Consider the following 18061-nt stretch of genomic DNA (forward strand, 5'->3'; position numbering starts at 1 on the left):
TCGCCTTTCCGCTCCCAACGGTCCGCGACTGCCTTCCTCAGATGGAAAGAATCTTATGACGTCCAGCAATTCCCGCGAATCGCAATATCCGATCGACAAGCTCTTTCTCGACCGTTGGTCGCCGCGTGCCTATTCCAACGAAACCATGCCGGAGGCCGATCTCCTGACCATATTGGAAGCCGCCCATTGGGCGCCGTCCGCCTCCAATATGCAGCCCTGGCGCTTCGTCTACGCGCTGCGCGGCTCGGAGAACTGGGAGAAATTCCTCGATCTGCTGATCGAGTTCAACCAGGGCTGGGCGAAATCCGCCGCAGCGCTGCTTTTCGTCGTTTCGCGCACCCATAACGGCGAACTCGGCTCGGCCGAACAGAAGCCCAACTACAGCCACTCCTTCGACACTGGTACAGCTTGGGGCTTCTTGGCGCTACAGGCGCACCTAGCCGGCTACGCAGCTCACGGCATGGGTGGTTTCCATGTCGAGAAATCCTATGAGGTTCTTGGTATCCCGGAAGGCTTCCGCGTCGAGGCTGCCGTTGCGATCGGCAAGATTGGCGACAAGGATCAGCTTCCGGAGAAGCTGAGGGAACGCGAAGTGCCGAACCATCGCAAGCCGCTTTCCGAAGTTGCCTTTAACGGCACCTTTATCGCCAAGTAGTTGATCTTGAAATGCAAAGGCCCGCCCGATGTTTCAGGCGGGCCTTTTTTAATTTCTGAAATCAGCGATCAGATATCGAGGTTGGCGACGCTCAGTGCGTTGTCCTGAATAAATTCGCGCCGGGGCTCGACCTCGTCGCCCATGAGCCGGGCAAACAAACCGTCGGCATCGGTCGCATCGGTGACCTTGACCTGCAGCAGCGAACGGACGTTCGGATCGAGTGTCGTTTCCCAAAGCTGCTCGGCATTCATCTCGCCGAGACCCTTGTAGCGCTGCATGGTAAGACCCTTGCGGCCGCCGGCGAAGATGGTTTCCAGCAGCATGCGCGGACCGGAAATCTCGGTTTCGCCGTCGCGACGAGCGAGCTTCGGCGGCAGGTCGTAGGTCTCCTTGAGGCGCGAAGCGAGCTGATCGATAAGACGTGCGTCCTGCGAACCGATCAGCGCCATGTCGAGAACGACAACTTCCTTGACGCCCCGCACCATGCGCTCGAAACGCAAGCCGCCTTCGCTGGTGAGACCACCGCTCCAACCGCGTTCAGTTTCCTCGGCAATGATGTCGAGCCGCTTGGCAACATCATTCACCAGGCTTTCGGCCCGTGCCGGGTTGCTGACCAACTCGGCATTCAGGGCGCCGGCAATCGCCGCCTGTTCGACGACGGCGCGGTTATAGCGAGAATGCAAATTGTCGATCAGCGTGCGCAGGCGCAGCGCATCGGCAATGACCTCGCGCAGATCCTGGCCGGCGCGGACTTCACCGGTGCCGAGACGCAGGCTGGCATCCTCGAGACCCTGGCCGATCAGATATTCTTCCAGCGCCTTCTCATCCTTCACATATTGCACGGATTTGCCGCGCGTCACCTTATAGAGCGGCGGCTGTGCGATATAGAGATGACCGCGCTCGATGAGATCGGGCATCTGGCGGAAGAAGAAAGTGAGCAGCAGCGTGCGAATGTGAGCGCCGTCGACGTCGGCGTCCGTCATGATGATGATCTTGTGGTAGCGCAGCTTGTCGGCGTTGAACTCGTCCTTGCCGATGCCGGTGCCAAGGGCGGTGATCAGCGTGCCGATTTCCTGGCTCGACAGCATCTTGTCGAAGCGGGCGCGCTCGACGTTGAGGATCTTACCGCGCAGCGGCAGGATGGCCTGGTTTTCGCGCGAACGGCCCTGCTTGGCCGAACCGCCTGCCGAATCGCCCTCCACAAGGAAGACTTCGGACTTGGCCGGATCGCGTTCGGAGCAGTCGGCAAGCTTGCCGGGCAAAGACGCAATATCGAGAGCGCCCTTGCGCCGGGTCAGTTCACGCGCCTTGCGGGCGGCTTCGCGGGCGGCGGCGGCTTCGACGACCTTGCCGACTAGCACCTTCGCATCGGCCGGATGTTCTTCAAGCCAGGTGCTCAGCGCTTCGTTGACGAGGCTTTCGACCACCGGACGCACTTCCGACGACACCAGCTTGTCCTTGGTCTGCGAGGAAAATTTCGGGTCCGGAACCTTTACCGAAAGCACCGCCGTTAGGCCTTCGCGGCAATCATCACCCGTCAGCGTCACCTTTTCCTTCTTGGTGATGCCGGAAGTGTCGGCATAGGAGGTGATCTGGCGCGTCAGCGCGCCACGGAAGCCGGCCATATGCGTGCCGCCATCGCGCTGCGGGATGTTGTTGGTGAAGCAGAGCACGTTTTCGTGGTAGCTGTCGTTCCACCACATCGCCACTTCGACGGTGATGCCATCCTTTTCGCCGCGGATGGAAACCGGCTTGTCGACCAGCGGCTTCTTGGCGCGATCGAGATAAGAGACGAAAGCTTCGAGGCCACCGTCGTAGATCATTTCTTCCTGCCTGATGTCCGAATGCCGCTTGTCGGTCAGGAGAATACGGACGCCGGAATTCAGGAACGCCAGTTCGCGCAGGCGATGCTCCAAGGTCGCGTAGTCGAATTCCGTCATCGTGAAGGTCAGCGAACTCGGCATGAAGCTAACTTCCGTGCCCGTCTCGTTGCCGGCATCGCCGGTCTCCCTGAGCGGCGCATCGGCGACGCCGTGGGTGAAGCTCATTTCATGGATCTTGCCCTGGCGGCGGATCTTCAGTTTCAGCCAGACGGACAGCGCGTTGACGACGGAGACGCCGACGCCATGCAGACCGCCGGAAACCTTATAGGAGTTCTGGTCGAACTTACCGCCGGCGTGGAGCTGGGTCATGATGACTTCGGCCGCGGAAACACCTTCGCCGGTGTGGATGTCCGTCGGGATGCCACGACCGTTGTCGGTGACGGTCACCGAACCATCGGGATTCAGCGCCACCGTGACGATGTCGGCATGACCGGCCAGCGCCTCGTCGATGGCGTTGTCGACCACCTCATAAACCATGTGATGCAGGCCCGAGCCGTCATCCGTGTCGCCGATGTACATGCCGGGGCGCTTGCGCACCGCATCAAGGCCCTTCAGAACCTTGATGGAATCTGCGCCATACTCGGCATTGCCGCCGTTTTCGGTTACGGATGTGTCGGTCATTTATTGAAGTCTTTCCAGTGTTTTAGAGAACCCTGCCGATCACTGCCGAATCAGCGGTTTTTCTTTCCCTGAATATAGGATGTTTCGCCCCGAACTTCCAAATGGAAGGCCCCTCATATCAGGCATAAAGCAGGGGATTAAGGCGGTTTTCAGCCGCTTTTACCGGCATTTTCGAGAAGCTGGGACAGCTCCCTGATCGTTGCTGCATCGAGACCGCGAATCTGGCCTGCCAACCGATTGACAAAGGCCGTATATTCGGGCGCCAGGCCAGAGGTATCGACGACGACGCGCGGGTCGGAAAAGCGCGCCAGCAGGAACAATTCCTCGGCCTCATCCCAGATGATGTTGAAGTATCCGGCGATACGCTGCAGCAGATCGAAGGTCGGCGTACCGCGCTTTCCATGTTCTAAGGCGGATAAATAAGCCGGAGTCACATTCAAGGCCGCGGCCATTTCCTTCTGCGAGACACCCTTGCGCGCCCTGAGTTTTCTCACCGCTTCGCCGAAGGGGGTCACAGCCTCTCCCCCTTCAGCCGCGACAGGCGGATATAGAGAGCGCCATCACCGCCATGATGCTGCGCCGCCGTCTCATAGGACGAAATCAGGAACCGGAATTCCGGCTTGGAAAACCACATCGGCACGGCACGCTTCAAGGCGCCCTCGCTGCCCATGGAGCTGCCCTTGCCAGTGATGACAAGCACATGGCGAAGGCCGCGCTGATGCGCCCGCAGCAGAAAATCGAGGAGCATGGCGTGCGCCTCGCTCTGGATCAGCCCGTGAAGGTCGATCCGTGCTTCCAGCGCCAGCCGGCCCTTGGCGATCTTGCGCTTGACCGGGCGTTCCAGCGGATGATGCGTGCCGGAGGGTTGTTTGGCTGGTACCGGCGCAGTTTGCGGATCGGCAGAGACCGTCGCCTTCGCGGCGCGTGCGGTCTCTTCGGCCTGTGCCTCCGCCGCCAGAACCTCGTCGAAAGCTTCGATATCGGCGAGCCGTTCCGGCATCGGCCGGGTGCTTTTCGCCACCTTGCCCCAGAGGATGCGTTCGTCCGTACTGAGCTTTCGTTCCTTGGTCTGTCGTTCTGAAGCCATCAGCCGAACCTCTGAGCTGCCGCCTTCGGAACCAATATATAAAAATCCGCATCATTGCGCACGGTGCCGGCAAGCTCTCCGGCATCGTAGCCGGAACCGGTAAAGATATCCCCACGCGCCGGGCCAACGATCGCCGAGCCGGTATCGAGCGCCAGCATCAGCCGCCCAAAAGGCTTGCCGCCATCGAGATGGGTCAGGCTTTCCGACTGGATGAAGAAGGGAAAGCCAAAGGTGTGGATCAACCGGTCGACCGCCAGCGAGCGGCCGGCAACCAGCGGCACCTTCGCCGCTGCGATCGGACCGAGCGAGGCATCGCTGACATCGGCCTCACGAAAGAAGATGTAGGACCTGTTGTGCCACAGCACCTCATCGACTTCCTGCGGATGGGCATAGAGCCAATCGCGGATCGTCTGCATCGAAATCGTCGTCCTGTCGAGCACGCCGCGCTCGATCAGCAGACGGCCGACGGCCGAGAAGGGATGACCGGCCTTGGCGGCATAGGTGATGCGACCCATCCGCCCATCGGGATAGAGCAATCGCGCCGCTCCCTGGACATGCACGAAGAAGACATCGACCTCGGACTTCGCCCAGGCGATCTCCAGGCCCCTGCCCTTCAGATATCCTCGATCGATCTCGCCACGATCGGGATAAGCGGAGATGATCCCATCCTTGAGGCGGCCGAACATATAGGACGGATCGAGATCCGTAGGCCGGTTGGTGTCGTCGAGGTCGATCAGATCGTCCGGCCGGCGATAGAAGGGGTAGCGATAGGTCTCGTCCGGCGTTGCGGAGACTGCGATCTCCGGCTCGTAGAAAGCAGTGACGAAACCTCTGGCGCCGTCGCCTCGGCGAATGAAGAAGGGCTGGCAGCGTTCTTCGAAGAAGGCTCGGGCCTCGGCGGCATCCCTGGGCTCATAACCCTTGGCCTCGTCGAGCAGGGCCAGAAGGTCATTTGCGGTCAGCCCGGCTGCGCCGGTGCGATAGGGCTTTACATCTCTGATATGGGCTCGACAGTCTTCCATGGCGCGAAAAAGGCCGGAAGGATCGTCATCCTTCCAGCCCTTCAGATCGGCGAAGGTTGCCGGCTCAAGCCTGAAATCCTGCGATGGGGTCGTCATTGTTCGGATTCGGTCGCCACGAGTTTCCAGTTCGGATCACGCGAACGGCTGTCGCGGGCAAAGGTCCAGAGATCGCTGATCTCGGCAACGGCTTCGGCATCGCCGTCGATCAGCGTGCCGGCCTTGTCATAGGTCGCCGAAATCATCTGGCTGACGATGCGCATCGTCACAAAGGCTTCCGTGCCCTTCATCTCGGCGCTGAGGATATCGGCCTTATCAATGCCGACAAAGGTAGACTTCACCTTTTCGCCCCTGGTTTCGCGCTCGGTAATGGCGGCATCGAAGCCTTCATAGACCTCGCGCGACAACAGGCCCTTCAGCGCCTTGCGATCACCATCGGCAAAGGCCATGACGATCATCTCGTAGGCCATGCGGGCGCCGTTGACGAATTCCTTCGGATTGAAGTTGGGATCGGCCTTGCTCAGTTCGCGCAGCGAATCGTTGAGCGGCGTGCCTGCTGCCGTGAAGGCGTCGATGGCAGCAAAGCGATCCTCATCCTCTGTCGCATCGCGTCGCGGCAGGGTCACCACCTTGCCGGCATCCGGTACGGTCGGACCCGTAGCAGAATCGGGAGAACCATAGAGATCGCGCGGCGGCTTCTCATTCCCCGTGCGGCGGCCAAGGACGCTCCGGAGCTGAAAGAAGATCAGCACCGCTGCCACCAGGAAAAAGATCGTCACAAAGTCGTTTGCACCCATCTCGTATCGGAACCGCCGTTAAAATTAAGAGTTTCAATCCCCATATAGTCCGCATCGATCTATCATTCAAATAGCGGACCGGTATCTTTATTATACGCGATAGACTAACGCTAAGCGTATAAGACCGCTTCCAGGATACGTTAACATGCGCATATCCCTCGTTCCTATCCTCGTCTTTCTGATGCCGCTTGCGGAAATCGCCGGATTCGTCATCGTCGGCAAGATGGTCGGCGTCTGGGCGACATTGGGCCTCGTGATCCTTAGCGCCCTCTTAGGTGCTGCTCTCCTTAGAATCCAGGGCATCGGTATCCTGCAGCGCATTTCCGCCGAGAGCCGCAATGGCGGTGATCCGGGACGCGAGATGGTGCATGGCGCTATGATCGTCGTTGCCGCATTCCTGCTGATGCTGCCTGGCTTCATTTCTGATATTATCGGTTTGCTGCTCTTCATTCCGGCGATCCGTGAGCTCGCCTGGAAGGTTCTGCGGAAGCGCATCGTCGTTCTGGGCAGCTCGCGCGCCTTCAGACGTGGCGCCGGACAAGGCCCGAACTCAGGTCCCGGCCCTCAAACCCGGCCGCGCGGACCCGGGAATGTCGTCGATCTGGACGAAACCGATTTTCATCGCGAGCCCAATCGCAACTCGCCCTGGTCTGACAAAAAGCGCCTTGAAGAGTAGGCAAAGCGGCCAAGGACGGCCAAAGCCTCAAGGGTTGTAAGCCCTTATTCGAAATGCTAGATGGCGACACCCATTGACGTCAGAGGAAACCCCCATGGCCAACGAGAACAGCGGTAACGGCGCAGCCAGCCCGAGCCTTTCCATCCTTGCTCAATACACCAAGGATCTTTCCTTCGAAAATCCTGGTGCTCCGCGCTCGCTGCAGGCCCGGGAAAACGCCCCCGATATCAACATCAATGTCAACGTCAACGCCAACCCGCTGTCGGAATCGGATTTCGACGTCGTGCTGACGCTGAATGCCGAAGCCAAGGATGGCGACCGCGTTCTCTTCCACACCGAGCTGGTCTATGGCGGCGTCTTCCGCGTCACCGGTTTCCCGCAGGAACACATGCTGCCGCTGCTCTTCATCGAGTGCCCGCGCCTGCTGTTCCCCTTCGCCCGTCAGATCATCGCCGACGTCACCCGCAATGGCGGTTTCCCGCCGCTGATGATCGACCCGATCGATTTCGCGCAGATGTTCACCCAGCGCGTTGCGGAAGAACAGGCCCGCGCCCAGGTCGAAGCAGTTCCGAACTAAGCCTTCGATTTTTTCCATCGATGGAAACAAAAATGCCCGGATTTCGATCCGGGCATTTTCTTTTGGAGCTTGGACTATGTCTTCAATTCACGGTGCGGTATTTCGACCAGATGCCCTTTTCGCCCATCTTGGCGATCAGCGCGGCGTGATCTTCCAGCTCGGCCTCGCTCAATCTGCTTGCCAGAGGCTTCGGTCGCACCAGGATATCCGCAGCGATCTCTTCGATATCGTCGGCCTGCCGGGACCGTGCAGATGAACCATTGATGCTGCCGAGACCAAGGGCCGTCTGCCGGCCACCGATCATCTCGATGTAGACTTCAGCCAGCAATTCGGAGTCGAGAAGCGCGCCGTGTTTGGTGCGGTGGGAATTGTCGATGCCGTAGCGACGGCAAAGTGCATCCAGCGAGTTCGGCCCCATCGGATGTTTGCGCCTAGCCATGGCAAGCGTATCGGTCACCATGTCGGGCAGGATCGGCGGACGGCCAAGCCGTGCGAATTCGGCATTGACGAAGCCCATGTCGAACGTCGCATTGTGGGCGATCCACTTCGCTTCGCCGAAAAAGGCAAGAATCTCGTCGGCAACATCGGCAAAGGACGGCTTGTCCTTCAGGAATTCGTCGGTAATGCCGTGCACGGCAAGCGCGTCCGGATGGACCTTGCGGTCGCCGGGATTGATATAGATATGGATGGTCTTGCCGGTCGGGAAGTGATTGAAGAGTTCGATACCGCCGATTTCGATGACACGGTCGGCTCTATTATCGAGGCCGGTCGTTTCCGTATCGAAAATGATTTCACGCATATCAGGGCTCTCCGCCTGTCGATCCATTGTCTGCCGGCCGCTGCCGCAGATCGGCTATGATGTCTTTTATCTGCTTCCGCGCCGCATCGATGCTGCCGCCGGTGTCGATGATATAATCGGCCCGTGCCCGCTTCTCCGCATCCGGCGTCTGGCGGGAGAGAATCATGTTGAATTTTTCCTCAGTCATGCCCGGCCTGGCAAGCACTCTTTCCCGTTGAATCTGCGGATCGCAACTGACGACGACGATCTTGTCCACCCTTTCGTCGGCGCCGGTCTCGAACAGCAGGGGGATGTCGAGCACGACGATATCGGCGCCGGCGGCAGTCTGTTCATCCAAAAACTCCCGCTCGCGCTGCCGCACCAGCGGATGGACGATGGCTTCCAGTCGCTTAAAACCGGATGGATCGGAGGCGAGTTTGCGGCCAAGTTCCTGGCGGTCAACAGCTCCATCTTTCGTCGTTCCGGGAAAAGCGGCTTCGACCAGGGGCACGGCTTCGCCGCTATAGAGATCATGCACCACGGCGTCGGCATCATTCACAGGGATGCCGGCTTCGGCGAAGAGTTTTCCCGACGTCGATTTTCCCATGCCGATCGATCCGGTGAGGCCAACGCGGATCATCAATGTTTGTCCATATCGGCGATGATCAGTGCCCGCAGCGCCTCATCCACCACCGGACGCTTGCCGAACCATTTTTCGAAACCCGGCACAGCTTGGTGCAACAACATGCCAAGGCCATCGACAATGGCGAAGCCCTGTTCTTCTGCCTGAGTCAACAGCGGCGTTTTCAGCGGCACATACACAATGTCGGTGACGACGGCATTTTCAGCAAGCGGCGAAAAATCGATCTGTGGTGCCGCCTCGCCATCCATGCCAAGCGAGGTCGTGTTGACGAGGAGGCCGGCACCTCGCATCACCTCGTTCAGCGCTGCCATCGGATGGGCATGCACACGCTCGCCGAACCGACCCGCCAGTTCCCGCGCCCGCTCGACAGTGCGGTTGACGACATGAATTTCCCCAATACCACGATTGCGCACCGCCTGGATGATGGCCCGGCTGGCGCCGCCGGCACCCATGATCACCACGCGGTCGGTACGATCCCAACCGGGATGGCGCTCATCCAGATTGGCCGTGAAACCGCGGCCATCCGTGTTCGTCGCATGCAGCAATCCGTCCTGAAGCCAGAGTGTGTTCGAAGCCCCGAGCTCTTCAGACAACTCATCCGGCCGGTCCGCCAGCTTAAATGCCGTCTCCTTGTGCGGGATCGTCACGTTACCGCCGACGAAGCCGCTTGAGCCATCTTTCAATGAAGCAATGAAGGCCGGAAAATCATCCGGCGAGACTTCATGGGCGCGATAGCTGCCTGCAAGATCGAGCGCGCGCAGCCAATGGCCATGGATCAAGGGTGAGCGGGAATGCTTGACGGGAAAGCCCGTAACGAAGGCGTTGGGGCCGAATGTTTCACGTGAATCACCCATCAATCACTCCCAGTTCGCGAAGCTGCTGAAGGAGCGGCAGCATCGGCAACCCGACGATGGTAAAATAATCGCCGTCGATTTTCGAGAAAAGCTGTATCCCCTCCGCCTCGAGCTGATAGGCACCGACGCTCGACAGCGCCTTGTCGCCGACACGGCTCAGATGGCGATGGATAAAATCGGATGAGAGATCGCGCATGGTCAATTCGGCGTGGGACACATGTTCCCAGATGATGTCGCCATTGCGCGCCAGTGCGATGGCACTGTTCAGACGATGGGTCTTGCCGGATAGCGTTCGCAGATGGTTTTCCGCATCCGCCATCGTCTTCGGTTTGTGGAAGACTTCATCGCCAAGCGACATTGTCTGATCTGAACCGATGACGAGCGAGTCGGGGAAACGATCGCTCACCTCTTTCGCCTTGGCCTTGGCGAGCACCAGTGCCACGGCATCCGGCCCGGCGCCATCCTGCTCCAGCGGTGCTTCGATCGCACGTTCATCGATATTAGCCGCGATCGCCTGGAAATGCAGGCCGGCATTTTGCATCAGCATCCACCGGAATGGGCTGGAAGAAGCAAGGATGAGCGGCGCTGTCATATCAAACGAACCTCGGAAATCATGGAATTCAGCGCTTAGCGCAGCTTCGGGCGCAGGGCAACAATGGCGGCGGCGGTCTCTTCGATCGAGCGGCGAGTGACGTCGATGACCGGCCAATTGTGCCGGGCACAGAGCGAGCGGGCATATTTCAGCTCCTCGGAGATGGTCGCGCGATCGATATAGTCACCGCGATCAAAACCGGCTGTTGCACCGAGGATACGATTTTCGCGAACCTGCGATATCCGGTCGGTGGTCGCCACCAGCCCGACGATCAGCGGCTTCGTCGCCCGGATCAAACTTTCGGGCAACGGCACGCCATGGACGATGGGAATGTTGGCCGTCTTGATGCCTCTGTTGGCAAGATAGATGCTGGTCGGCGTCTTCGATGTCCGGCTGATGCCGACGAGGACGACATCGGCATCATTATAGTCATCCTGCATCTGCCCATCGTCGTGATCCATCGTGAAGTTCAACGCTTCGATGCGCGCGAAGTAATCGGCATTCATGACATGCTGGGCGCCGACCCGGCGGCGCGACGCCGTGCCGAGGTAGGTCTGAAAGACATTCATGACTGGTTCAAGGACATTGACGCAGGGCACGCCCATTTCGCGGCAGCGCTCGTCGATGAAATCGGCAAGCTCGCGGTCAACGATCGTATAAAGGACAATACCCGGACTGTGGTCGATCGCTTCCAGAACCGGCAGGAGCTGTTTGCGATTCCGGATCAGCGGATAAACATGTTCGAGCGGCTGGCTGGCATGGAATTGCACCGAGGCGGCGCGGCCGGCGGAAATCAGAGTCTCGCCCGTTGAGTCAGAAATCAGATGCAGATGAAAGAAGCTTGTCCGGTTTTCCACGCTACTTTCCATCACCTGTTGATATCTCGGGAGAGAAGAGAGGTACGGGAACCGACCGCTCTGGGGCAAGTGGAAAACCGCCGACTTTTCCACATTTCGAATTTTGACGAGGGCGCTTCTTTGGGTTTGTGGGCAATGTGGATAATTTGCATTCGTTAGCAAGGCTCCCCACTTTATCCCCAGTCTGGACTGAAATGAAATAGGAGCCAAGTCCTTCAAAAGATTGCCGTAACGTTTCGCTTTTCCACATATCCAGCACTTATGCTGAACTCTTTGCCGGATATTGACGGATGCGCGACATTTTGGATCAGTCGTGGATGGATTTTAATCCTTGATAGTCACCGACTCTAAGAAATAGAAACCTTAGATATATGTTTGGTTTTATATGGGGTGATGTCTGTGAGCGATGAACGCCGGAAGATTATGAGGGTGCTGGGTGGAGAAACGCTGACCCCTCCCCCTCTCTGGCTAATGCGCCAAGCTGGCCGCTATCTTCCGGAATATAGAGAGACACGGGCAAAGGCCGGAAGCTTTCTCGAACTCTGTTATAGCCCGGAGCATGCGGTCGAAGTGACCATGCAGCCGATCCGGCGATATGGCTTTGATGCTGCGATCCTGTTTTCCGATATCCTGGTGATCCCCGACGCGCTGAAGCGCAATGTCCGTTATACCGAAGGGCATGGCCCGGAGATGGATCCCATTGATGAAGCCGGCATTCAGGCGCTGAAGGGCGGTGGCGTGGTCGATTATCTGGCCCCGGTCATGGAGACGGTGCGGCGGCTGCGCAGCGAGCTGCCTGAGGAAACGACGCTGCTCGGATTTTGTGGAGCACCCTGGACGGTTGCGACCTATATGATCGCTGGCCACGGCACTTCGGATCAGGCCCCTGCTCGGCTTTTCGCCTATCGGCATCCAAAGGCATTCGAGCATCTGTTGATGCTGCTTGCCGATATTTCCGCCGACTATCTCTTGGCGCAGATTGATGCCGGTGCCGATGCCGTGCAGATCTTTGATTCCTGGGCTGGCGTTCTCGGCGAAAAGGAGTTTGAGGCTTTTGCGGTCAAGCCGGTTGCCAGAATCATCGCTTCGGTCAAGGCACAGAGGCCGAAAGCAAAGGTCATCGCCTTTGCCAAGGGCGCTGGATATATGTTGAAGACCTACCGGCAGAAGACGGGGGCCGATGCAATCGGTCTCGACTGGTCCGTGCCGCTCGCCTTTGCCAAGGAACTGCAGCAGGAAGGACCGGTGCAGGGCAATCTCGATCCGATGCGTGTCGTTGCCGGCGGCAAGGCCCTCAGGGATGGAATTGACGACGTCCTGCAGCATCTCGGCCATGGTCCGCTGATCTTCAATCTTGGCCATGGCATTACCCCTCAGGCCGATCCATCTCACGTCACCGCTCTGGTCGAGCATGTGCGTGCATGGAAGGGGTGACGAGGTGAACGCGGAAAAGCAGATAGACCCTCGTCCAGGCGCCTACGCCAGCCGGCGCGCCTATTTCATGATCCTCCTATTCGCAGCGTTGGCGATTGGCCTGTTTGCCTGGCATCCGGACAATCTCTACCTCTGGATCAAGGCGTTCCATATCATCGCTGTGATCTCGTGGATGGCCGGGCTCTTCTATATGCCGCGGCTTTTCATCTATCACACCGACGCCGAGCCCGGCTCGCAGCAGTCTGAGACCTTCAAGGTGATGGAGCGGCGGCTATTGCGGGTGATCATGACGCCGGCAATGATGCTGACCTGGATTTTCGGGCTCTATCTCGCCTGGTCGGTCTATGATTTCCACGGCGGATGGCTGCATGCCAAGATCGGCCTGGTCGTGCTGCTGACGGGTGTCCATATGTTCTTCAGCCGCGCCGTTCGAGCCTTTGCGCGCGATGAAAACCGTCATTCGGCCCGCTACTGGCGGTTCATGAACGAGGCGCCGACGGTGTTGATGATCCTGATCGTCATTCTCGTCGTGGTGAAGCCGTTTGCATGAAATAAGAAGCAAAACTTAGCACTGACGTTAAATTTCTTTCATTTTGTCAGCCCCCCTTGCGGGGCACAAAGTGAATCGCTATTTTCCCGCCATCTCTTCTTCGTGGCATGTATCAGTTCTGTCGCCCGCGAACACCCTCATCGCGGTTCTGAATACGACCAACATTGCCTTTCCCCTTTCTAAAACAGAGTAAATCCCTTCATGGCTGAAATGAAGCTTCAAGAACTTAAGAATAAATCCCCGACCGATCTCCTGGCCTTTGCCGAATCGCTCGAGGTCGAAAATGCAAGCACGATGCGCAAACAGGAATTGATGTTTGCCATTCTGAAGGTGCTTGCCAGCCAGGACGTGGAAATTATCGGCGAAGGCGTTGTCGAGGTTCTGCAGGACGGATTTGGTTTCCTGCGTTCTGCCAATGCCAATTATCTGCCGGGTCCGGACGATATCTATATCTCCCCGTCGCAGATCCGCCGTTTCTCGCTGAAGACGGGCGATACGGTCGAGGGGCCGATCCGCGGACCGAAGGAAGGCGAGCGTTATTTCGCGCTGTTGAAGGTCAACACCATCAATTTTGACGATCCGGAAAAGATTCGTCACAAAGTCCATTTCGACAATCTGACGCCGCTTTATCCGAATGAACGCTTCCGTATGGAACTCGACGTTCCGACCTCCAAGGACCTGTCGCCGCGCGTCATCGATCTCGTAGCGCCGCTCGGCAAGGGCCAACGCGGTCTGATCGTGGCGCCGCCGCGTACCGGTAAGACAGTGCTGCTGCAGAACATTGCCCATTCGATCACCGCCAATCACCCGGACTGCTATCTGATCGTTCTGCTGATCGACGAACGTCCGGAAGAAGTGACGGATATGCAGCGTTCGGTGCGCGGCGAGGTCATTTCCTCGACCTTCGATGAACCGGCCGTTCGCCACGTACAGGTTGCCGAGATGGTCATCGAAAAGGCCAAGCGCCTAGTCGAGCATGGCCGTGACGTTGTTATCCTGCTCGATTCGATCACCCGCCTCGGCCGCGCCTACAACACCGTCGTTCCTTCCTCCGGTAAGGTTCTGACTGGTGGTGTCGACGCCAACGCCTTGCAGCGTCCGAAGCGCTTCTTCGGTGCCGCGCGTAATATCGAAGAAGGTGGTTCGCTGACCATCATCGCGACCGCGCTGATCGATACCGGCAGCCGCATGGATGAAGTGATCTTCGAAGAGTTCAAGGGCACTGGTAACTCGGAAATCGTTCTTGACCGTAAGGTTGCCGATAAGCGCATCTTCCCGGCCATGGATATTCTCAAGTCCGGCACTCGTAAGGAAGACCTGCTCGTGCCGCGCCAGGATCTCCAGAAGATTTTCGTTCTCCGCCGTATCCTTGCACCGATGGGTACGACCGATGCGATCGAATTCCTCATCGACAAGTTGAAGCAGACGAAGAACAATCCGGACTTCTTCGACTCGATGAACACGTAATCCTTAGCCGGATTTATCCTCACTCCAGAGTGAGGCAAGTCGAAAGAAACCGATCGGGTCGCTTTTATGCGGCCCGATTTTGTTTGTGAGCGTGACTTTTAAGAGATGTCGCGCAAAAGTGTGCAGCGGTTTTGCGAGACGACAGGCGACCGAAGATGCGGGAAGCGAATCCAAATGGTCGCGATGCGTTTTAGGTTTTGAAAATCGATCTCGGCCAAAACGATTCGGACGCGGATCAATCCCATGCAGAATTTTAACGACACGATCTTTGCGCTATCGAGCGGCGGTCTGCCGGCTGGGGTCGGAGTCGTGCGCATCAGCGGGCCGGAGGCTCTGGTCGCGACAAAGACGCTCGTTGGATCGCTACCAAAGCCACGGCAAGCGGCGTTAAAAACGATTCGGACTCGAAACGGTCTTGTTGTCGACCGTGGACTGGTTCTTATTTTTCCTGCTCCGGCTTCCTTTACCGGCGAGGATTGCGCCGAGATTCACATTCACGGGGGCAAAGCTGTTGTTGCCGCCCTCCTCAAAGAGCTGGCGTCCTTCCAGGGATGTCGGATGGCCGAACATGGCGAATTTTCGCGCCGTGCCCTTGAGAATGGCAAGATGGACCTCGTGGAAGTGGAAGGCTTGGCAGATCTCATTGCCGCCGAGACGGAAATGCAGCGGCGATTGGCCGTGGAACACACAGCGGGTGGCCTTTCGGAGCTCTATGAGGGATGGGCCGACCGTTTGACGCGTGCTCGTGCTCTCATCGAGGCTGAATTGGATTTTGCCGATGAAGACGATGTTCCAGGCTCAGTGTCCGATATGGTCTGGGCGGATATGGCGAAGCTGCAGTCCGAATTGTCGGATCATCTCGCTGGCGCCGATTTTGGTGAGATCGTCAGGGACGGGTTGAAGGTTGTCATTGCTGGCGCGCCCAACGCCGGCAAGTCGAGCTTGATGAACGCACTGGCGCGGCGAGAAGTGGCGATCGTGACGGATATTGCCGGGACGACGCGCGATGTTCTGCATATTGATCTCAATATCGAGGGATATGCGGTTAGACTCTATGATACCGCCGGACTGCGAGACACGGATGAAGTCATCGAACGCGAGGGGATCAAGCGGGCTCTGAAGACGGCGGCAGAAGCGGATATCATCCTCTCGCTTGCTGAAATTGGTGTTACCGCACAAACGGACTTTGCCGGGTTCAATGGGAAAGTCTTTCGGATTGGCACCAAATCGGATATTCATCCGATCGAAGCTGGAAGCTACGATCTCTGCATTTCCTCTACGACTGGGACTGGTCTGACGGAATTGCACCAGTTGTTGGTTAACGATTTGCTAATGCGGTCTGCAGCTCTATCGCTGGCGTTGCCAAGTCGTTTGAGACATCGGACGCTTTTGGCGGATAGCCTTGAATCACTGGGGTGCGCCGTAAGCTCCGTTTCTGCTGGACTGGATATACGAGCGGAATTCCTGCGGCAGGCGGCGCATAGTTTGGGCCGCATTACCGGAAGGGTTGATGTCGAGGATCTGCTCGATGTCATCTTCTCCGAATTCTGCATCGGCAAATGATTCACGTGAAACACGGCGCGGACATGCCGTAGAAAACGTTTCACGTGAAACCTTCTTGACTCCTAAATTTGGTGTGCCAAAGAGACGGCAATACCGAGGTTCTGACAATGCTCGATAAGACATATGACGTGATAGTCGTGGGTGGTGGACATGCGGGCAGCGAAGCTGCGGCTGCGGCTGCCCGCTGGGGCGCGCAAACAGCCCTGGTCACTCATAAGCGCGATACGATTGGTGTGATGTCCTGTAATCCGGCAATTGGTGGTCTGGGCAAGGGTCATCTGGTTCGCGAGATTGACGCGCTTGACGGCTTGATGGGTCGGGTCGCAGATGCGGCAGGCATCCAGTTCCGTATGCTGAATCGGAAGAAGGGTCCGGCCGTTCGCGGCCCCCGTACACAGGCGGATCGCAAGCTTTATCGTCTCGCCATGCAAGCCGAAATTAATGCGATCGAAAATCTGGACGTGGTCGAAGGCGATGCCTTTGATCTCGCTATCGAGAACGATCGCGTTTCAGCGGTGGTTCTGAAGGACGGCCGCGTTCTCCGCTGCGGTGCTGTCGTCCTGACGACCGGCACGTTTCTCCGCGGCCTGATCCATATTGGTGACAAAAAGATTCCGGCCGGCCGTGTCGGCGAGGAACCCTCGATGGGGCTGTCCGCCACGCTGCAACGCTACGGCCTGGCGCTTGGCCGCCTGAAGACTGGCACGCCGGCGCGCCTGGATGGCACGACCGTTGATTGGGATTCTGTAGGACGCCAAGGTGCCGATGATGAGCCAGTGCCGTTTTCCTTCATGACGGATACCATCGTCAATCCGCAAATCGAATGTGGCGTGACGCGGACAACCTCAGAAACCCATAAGATCATCGCTGACAATCTCATGCGGTCGGCGATGTATTCTGGCCAGATCGAAGGTGTCGGGCCGCGCTACTGCCCGTCAATCGAGGACAAGATCGTCAAATTCGGCGAACGCGACGGCCACCAGATTTTTCTGGAACCCGAGGGACTGGACGACACCACCATCTATCCGAATGGAATATCGACGTCGCTTCCAGAGGAGGTTCAGGACGCCTTTATCCGAACCATTCCGGGCCTGGAACGAGTTCGGATTCTGCAGTGCGGCTATGCGATTGAATATGACCATGTTGACCCACGCGAGTTGAAGCCATCACTTGAAGTGATGAAGATTCCCGGGCTGTTTCTGGCAGGGCAGATCAATGGGACGACCGGATACGAGGAAGCCGGAGCGCAGGGCTTAATTGCCGGCCTGAACGCAGCTCGTTTGGCCGCTGGTGGCGAGGCTATACAGTTCAGCCGCACGGAATCCTATATCGGTGTGATGATTGACGATCTCACGTCGCGCGGCGTAGCTGAGCCCTATCGCATGTTCACATCGCGCGCCGAATATCGTTTGTCGCTGCGGGCAGACAACGCCGATGTTCGGCTGACACCTCTCGGTATCTCCATTGGCTGCGTCGGCGCAAATCGCGCTGAACGGTTTAATGGATATATGGAGAAGCTAGAGCAGGCACGGACTCAATTGAAGGGCTTGAGCGTCACTCCGACAGAAGCGGCGAAAGCCGGGCTGCATTTGAACAAGGATGGCCAGCGCCGATCGGCATATGATCTGCTGTCCTATCCGGGCCAATCCATCGAATCGCTGTCTGCTTTGTGGCCGGAGTTGAGCTCGATTGAGGGGCGCGTTGTCGAAGCTGTCGAGATCGAGGCTGCTTATGCGGTCTATATGGATCGCCAAACCTCCGACATCGTGCAGGTGCGTCGCGAAGAGGAACGTCTGATTCCGTTGAACTTTGATTTCTCAGGACTATCCGGCCTATCGAATGAGCTGAAACAGAAGTTGACCGTGTCACGACCAAAAAATATTGCGCAGGCGTCGCGGATCGACGGGATGACGCCGGCGGCGATATCGCTCTTGCTAGCCCACCTGCGGAAGCAGATTGGACCGGAAGAGCGGAAGCTTGTTTCCTGAGATTGCAAGGTGTGAGAGTC

General features: G+C 58.0%; 18 protein-coding genes. 8 read left to right on the forward strand and 10 right to left on the reverse strand.

Translation table 11 applies throughout. The features are described 5' to 3' along the window. Positions 1-55: 55 nt before the first annotated feature. Positions 56-655, forward strand: a complete 600-nt coding sequence (locus QD357_RS05365; RefSeq protein WP_107106383.1) for a nitroreductase family protein — start codon at positions 56-58, stop codon at positions 653-655. Between the two features lie 68 nt (positions 656-723). Here QD357_RS05365 and gyrB read toward each other — a convergent pair whose 3' ends face one another. The 5 genes from gyrB to QD357_RS05390 form a co-directional block, all read right to left on the reverse strand. After that, on the reverse strand, positions 724-3159 hold the full coding sequence (gene gyrB / locus QD357_RS05370) for a DNA topoisomerase (ATP-hydrolyzing) subunit B (protein ID WP_107106382.1): 2436 nt from the start codon (positions 3157-3159) through the stop codon (positions 724-726). 149 nt (positions 3160-3308) lie between these two features. After that, complete coding sequence (locus tag QD357_RS05375) at positions 3309-3674, reverse strand: helix-turn-helix domain-containing protein (protein ID WP_107106381.1); 366 nt, start codon at positions 3672-3674, stop codon at positions 3309-3311. Further along, entirely contained in the window at positions 3671-4246 is a 576-nt protein-coding gene (locus QD357_RS05380; RefSeq protein WP_107106380.1) for a Smr/MutS family protein, read from the reverse strand. Before QD357_RS05380 ends, QD357_RS05375 begins: the two co-directional genes overlap by 4 nt. Next, a complete protein-coding gene (locus QD357_RS05385; protein ID WP_107106379.1) occupies positions 4246-5364 on the reverse strand; it encodes a murein transglycosylase A in 1119 nt (372 codons plus the stop codon). Before QD357_RS05385 ends, QD357_RS05380 begins: the two co-directional genes overlap by 1 nt. Continuing rightward, the gene (locus QD357_RS05390; protein ID WP_107106378.1) at positions 5361-6062 is read right to left on the reverse strand and encodes a Tim44/TimA family putative adaptor protein; all 702 of its coding nucleotides are present in this window, start codon (positions 6060-6062) and stop codon (positions 5361-5363) included. The genes QD357_RS05385 and QD357_RS05390 overlap by 4 nt, the downstream gene beginning before the upstream one ends. A gap of 145 nt (positions 6063-6207) precedes the next feature. Between QD357_RS05390 and QD357_RS05395 the strand changes: the two genes are divergently transcribed. Then, positions 6208-6738 carry an FxsA family protein gene (locus QD357_RS05395; RefSeq protein WP_107106377.1) on the forward strand — a complete coding sequence of 177 codons (531 nt, stop codon included), beginning with the start codon at positions 6208-6210 and terminating at the stop codon, positions 6736-6738. Positions 6739-6832: 94 nt separating this feature from the next. Continuing rightward, positions 6833-7315 carry a protein-export chaperone SecB gene (secB, locus tag QD357_RS05400; protein WP_107106376.1) on the forward strand — a complete coding sequence of 161 codons (483 nt, stop codon included), beginning with the start codon at positions 6833-6835 and terminating at the stop codon, positions 7313-7315. Positions 7316-7397: 82 nt separating this feature from the next. Here the strand turns inward: secB and dnaQ are convergent, their stop codons facing one another. The 5 genes from dnaQ to QD357_RS05425 are packed head-to-tail and all read right to left on the reverse strand — an operon-like array spanning position 7398 to position 11039. Beyond that, entirely contained in the window at positions 7398-8114 is a 717-nt protein-coding gene (dnaQ, locus tag QD357_RS05405; RefSeq protein WP_107106375.1) for a DNA polymerase III subunit epsilon, read from the reverse strand. 1 nt (position 8115) lies between these two features. Beyond that, a complete protein-coding gene (gene coaE / locus QD357_RS05410) occupies positions 8116-8733 on the reverse strand; it encodes a dephospho-CoA kinase (RefSeq protein ID WP_107106374.1) in 618 nt (205 codons plus the stop codon). After that, positions 8733-9590, reverse strand: coding sequence for a shikimate dehydrogenase (locus tag QD357_RS05415; RefSeq protein ID WP_107106373.1), 858 nt, complete (start codon positions 9588-9590; stop codon positions 8733-8735). Before QD357_RS05415 ends, coaE begins: the two co-directional genes overlap by 1 nt. Continuing rightward, the gene (locus tag QD357_RS05420; RefSeq protein WP_107106372.1) at positions 9583-10182 is read right to left on the reverse strand and encodes a Maf-like protein; all 600 of its coding nucleotides are present in this window, start codon (positions 10180-10182) and stop codon (positions 9583-9585) included. Before QD357_RS05420 ends, QD357_RS05415 begins: the two co-directional genes overlap by 8 nt. A 35-nt stretch (positions 10183-10217) precedes the next feature. Beyond that, positions 10218-11039, reverse strand: a complete 822-nt coding sequence (locus QD357_RS05425; RefSeq protein ID WP_107106371.1) for a pyruvate, water dikinase regulatory protein — start codon at positions 11037-11039, stop codon at positions 10218-10220. A 399-nt stretch (positions 11040-11438) separates the two neighbouring features. Here QD357_RS05425 and hemE point away from each other — a divergent pair, with 399 nt between their 5' ends. The 5 genes from hemE (at position 11439) to mnmG (ending at position 18041) form a co-directional block, all read left to right on the forward strand. Continuing rightward, positions 11439-12473: a uroporphyrinogen decarboxylase gene (gene hemE / locus QD357_RS05430; protein WP_107106607.1), complete on the forward strand. Its 1035-nt coding sequence runs from the start codon at positions 11439-11441 to the stop codon at positions 12471-12473. Beyond that, positions 12451-13023: a protoporphyrinogen oxidase HemJ gene (hemJ, locus tag QD357_RS05435; RefSeq protein ID WP_107106370.1), complete on the forward strand. Its 573-nt coding sequence runs from the start codon at positions 12451-12453 to the stop codon at positions 13021-13023. Before hemE ends, hemJ begins: the two co-directional genes overlap by 23 nt. A gap of 201 nt (positions 13024-13224) precedes the next feature. Beyond that, positions 13225-14490 carry a transcription termination factor Rho gene (gene rho / locus QD357_RS05440; RefSeq protein WP_004127423.1) on the forward strand — a complete coding sequence of 422 codons (1266 nt, stop codon included), beginning with the start codon at positions 13225-13227 and terminating at the stop codon, positions 14488-14490. 243 nt (positions 14491-14733) lie between these two features. Then, the gene (gene mnmE / locus QD357_RS05445; protein ID WP_107106369.1) at positions 14734-16053 is read left to right on the forward strand and encodes a tRNA uridine-5-carboxymethylaminomethyl(34) synthesis GTPase MnmE; all 1320 of its coding nucleotides are present in this window, start codon (positions 14734-14736) and stop codon (positions 16051-16053) included. A 107-nt stretch (positions 16054-16160) separates the two neighbouring features. After that, complete coding sequence (gene mnmG, locus QD357_RS05450) at positions 16161-18041, forward strand: tRNA uridine-5-carboxymethylaminomethyl(34) synthesis enzyme MnmG (RefSeq protein WP_107106368.1); 1881 nt, start codon at positions 16161-16163, stop codon at positions 18039-18041. Positions 18042-18061: the final 20 nt, after the last annotated feature.

It is taken from the genome of Rhizobium sp. BR 317 (assembly GCF_047445835.1).
Classification (GTDB): Bacteria; Pseudomonadota; Alphaproteobacteria; order Rhizobiales; family Rhizobiaceae; genus Rhizobium; species Rhizobium paranaense.

What these genes read in the sequence shown, in the direction of transcription:
- QD357_RS05415 (WP_107106373.1), bottom strand. Translation starts at nt 9,590, where the DNA reads ATGGGTGATTCACGTGAAACATTCGGCCCCAACGCCTTCGTTACGGGC.
- mnmG (WP_107106368.1), top strand. Translation starts at nt 16,161, where the DNA reads ATGCTCGATAAGACATATGACGTGATAGTCGTGGGTGGTGGACATGCG.
- rho (WP_004127423.1), top strand. Translation starts at nt 13,225, where the DNA reads ATGGCTGAAATGAAGCTTCAAGAACTTAAGAATAAATCCCCGACCGAT.
- QD357_RS05395 (WP_107106377.1), top strand. Translation starts at nt 6,208, where the DNA reads ATGCGCATATCCCTCGTTCCTATCCTCGTCTTTCTGATGCCGCTTGCG.
- dnaQ (WP_107106375.1), bottom strand. Translation starts at nt 8,114, where the DNA reads ATGCGTGAAATCATTTTCGATACGGAAACGACCGGCCTCGATAATAGA.
- QD357_RS05385 (WP_107106379.1), bottom strand. Translation starts at nt 5,364, where the DNA reads ATGACGACCCCATCGCAGGATTTCAGGCTTGAGCCGGCAACCTTCGCC.
- QD357_RS05420 (WP_107106372.1), bottom strand. Translation starts at nt 10,182, where the DNA reads ATGACAGCGCCGCTCATCCTTGCTTCTTCCAGCCCATTCCGGTGGATG.
- mnmE (WP_107106369.1), top strand. Translation starts at nt 14,734, where the DNA reads ATGCAGAATTTTAACGACACGATCTTTGCGCTATCGAGCGGCGGTCTG.
- secB (WP_107106376.1), top strand. Translation starts at nt 6,833, where the DNA reads ATGGCCAACGAGAACAGCGGTAACGGCGCAGCCAGCCCGAGCCTTTCC.
- gyrB (WP_107106382.1), bottom strand. Translation starts at nt 3,159, where the DNA reads ATGACCGACACATCCGTAACCGAAAACGGCGGCAATGCCGAGTATGGC.
- coaE (WP_107106374.1), bottom strand. Translation starts at nt 8,733, where the DNA reads ATGATCCGCGTTGGCCTCACCGGATCGATCGGCATGGGAAAATCGACG.
- QD357_RS05390 (WP_107106378.1), bottom strand. Translation starts at nt 6,062, where the DNA reads ATGGGTGCAAACGACTTTGTGACGATCTTTTTCCTGGTGGCAGCGGTG.
- hemJ (WP_107106370.1), top strand. Translation starts at nt 12,451, where the DNA reads ATGTGCGTGCATGGAAGGGGTGACGAGGTGAACGCGGAAAAGCAGATA.
- QD357_RS05365 (WP_107106383.1), top strand. Translation starts at nt 56, where the DNA reads ATGACGTCCAGCAATTCCCGCGAATCGCAATATCCGATCGACAAGCTC.
- QD357_RS05380 (WP_107106380.1), bottom strand. Translation starts at nt 4,246, where the DNA reads ATGGCTTCAGAACGACAGACCAAGGAACGAAAGCTCAGTACGGACGAA.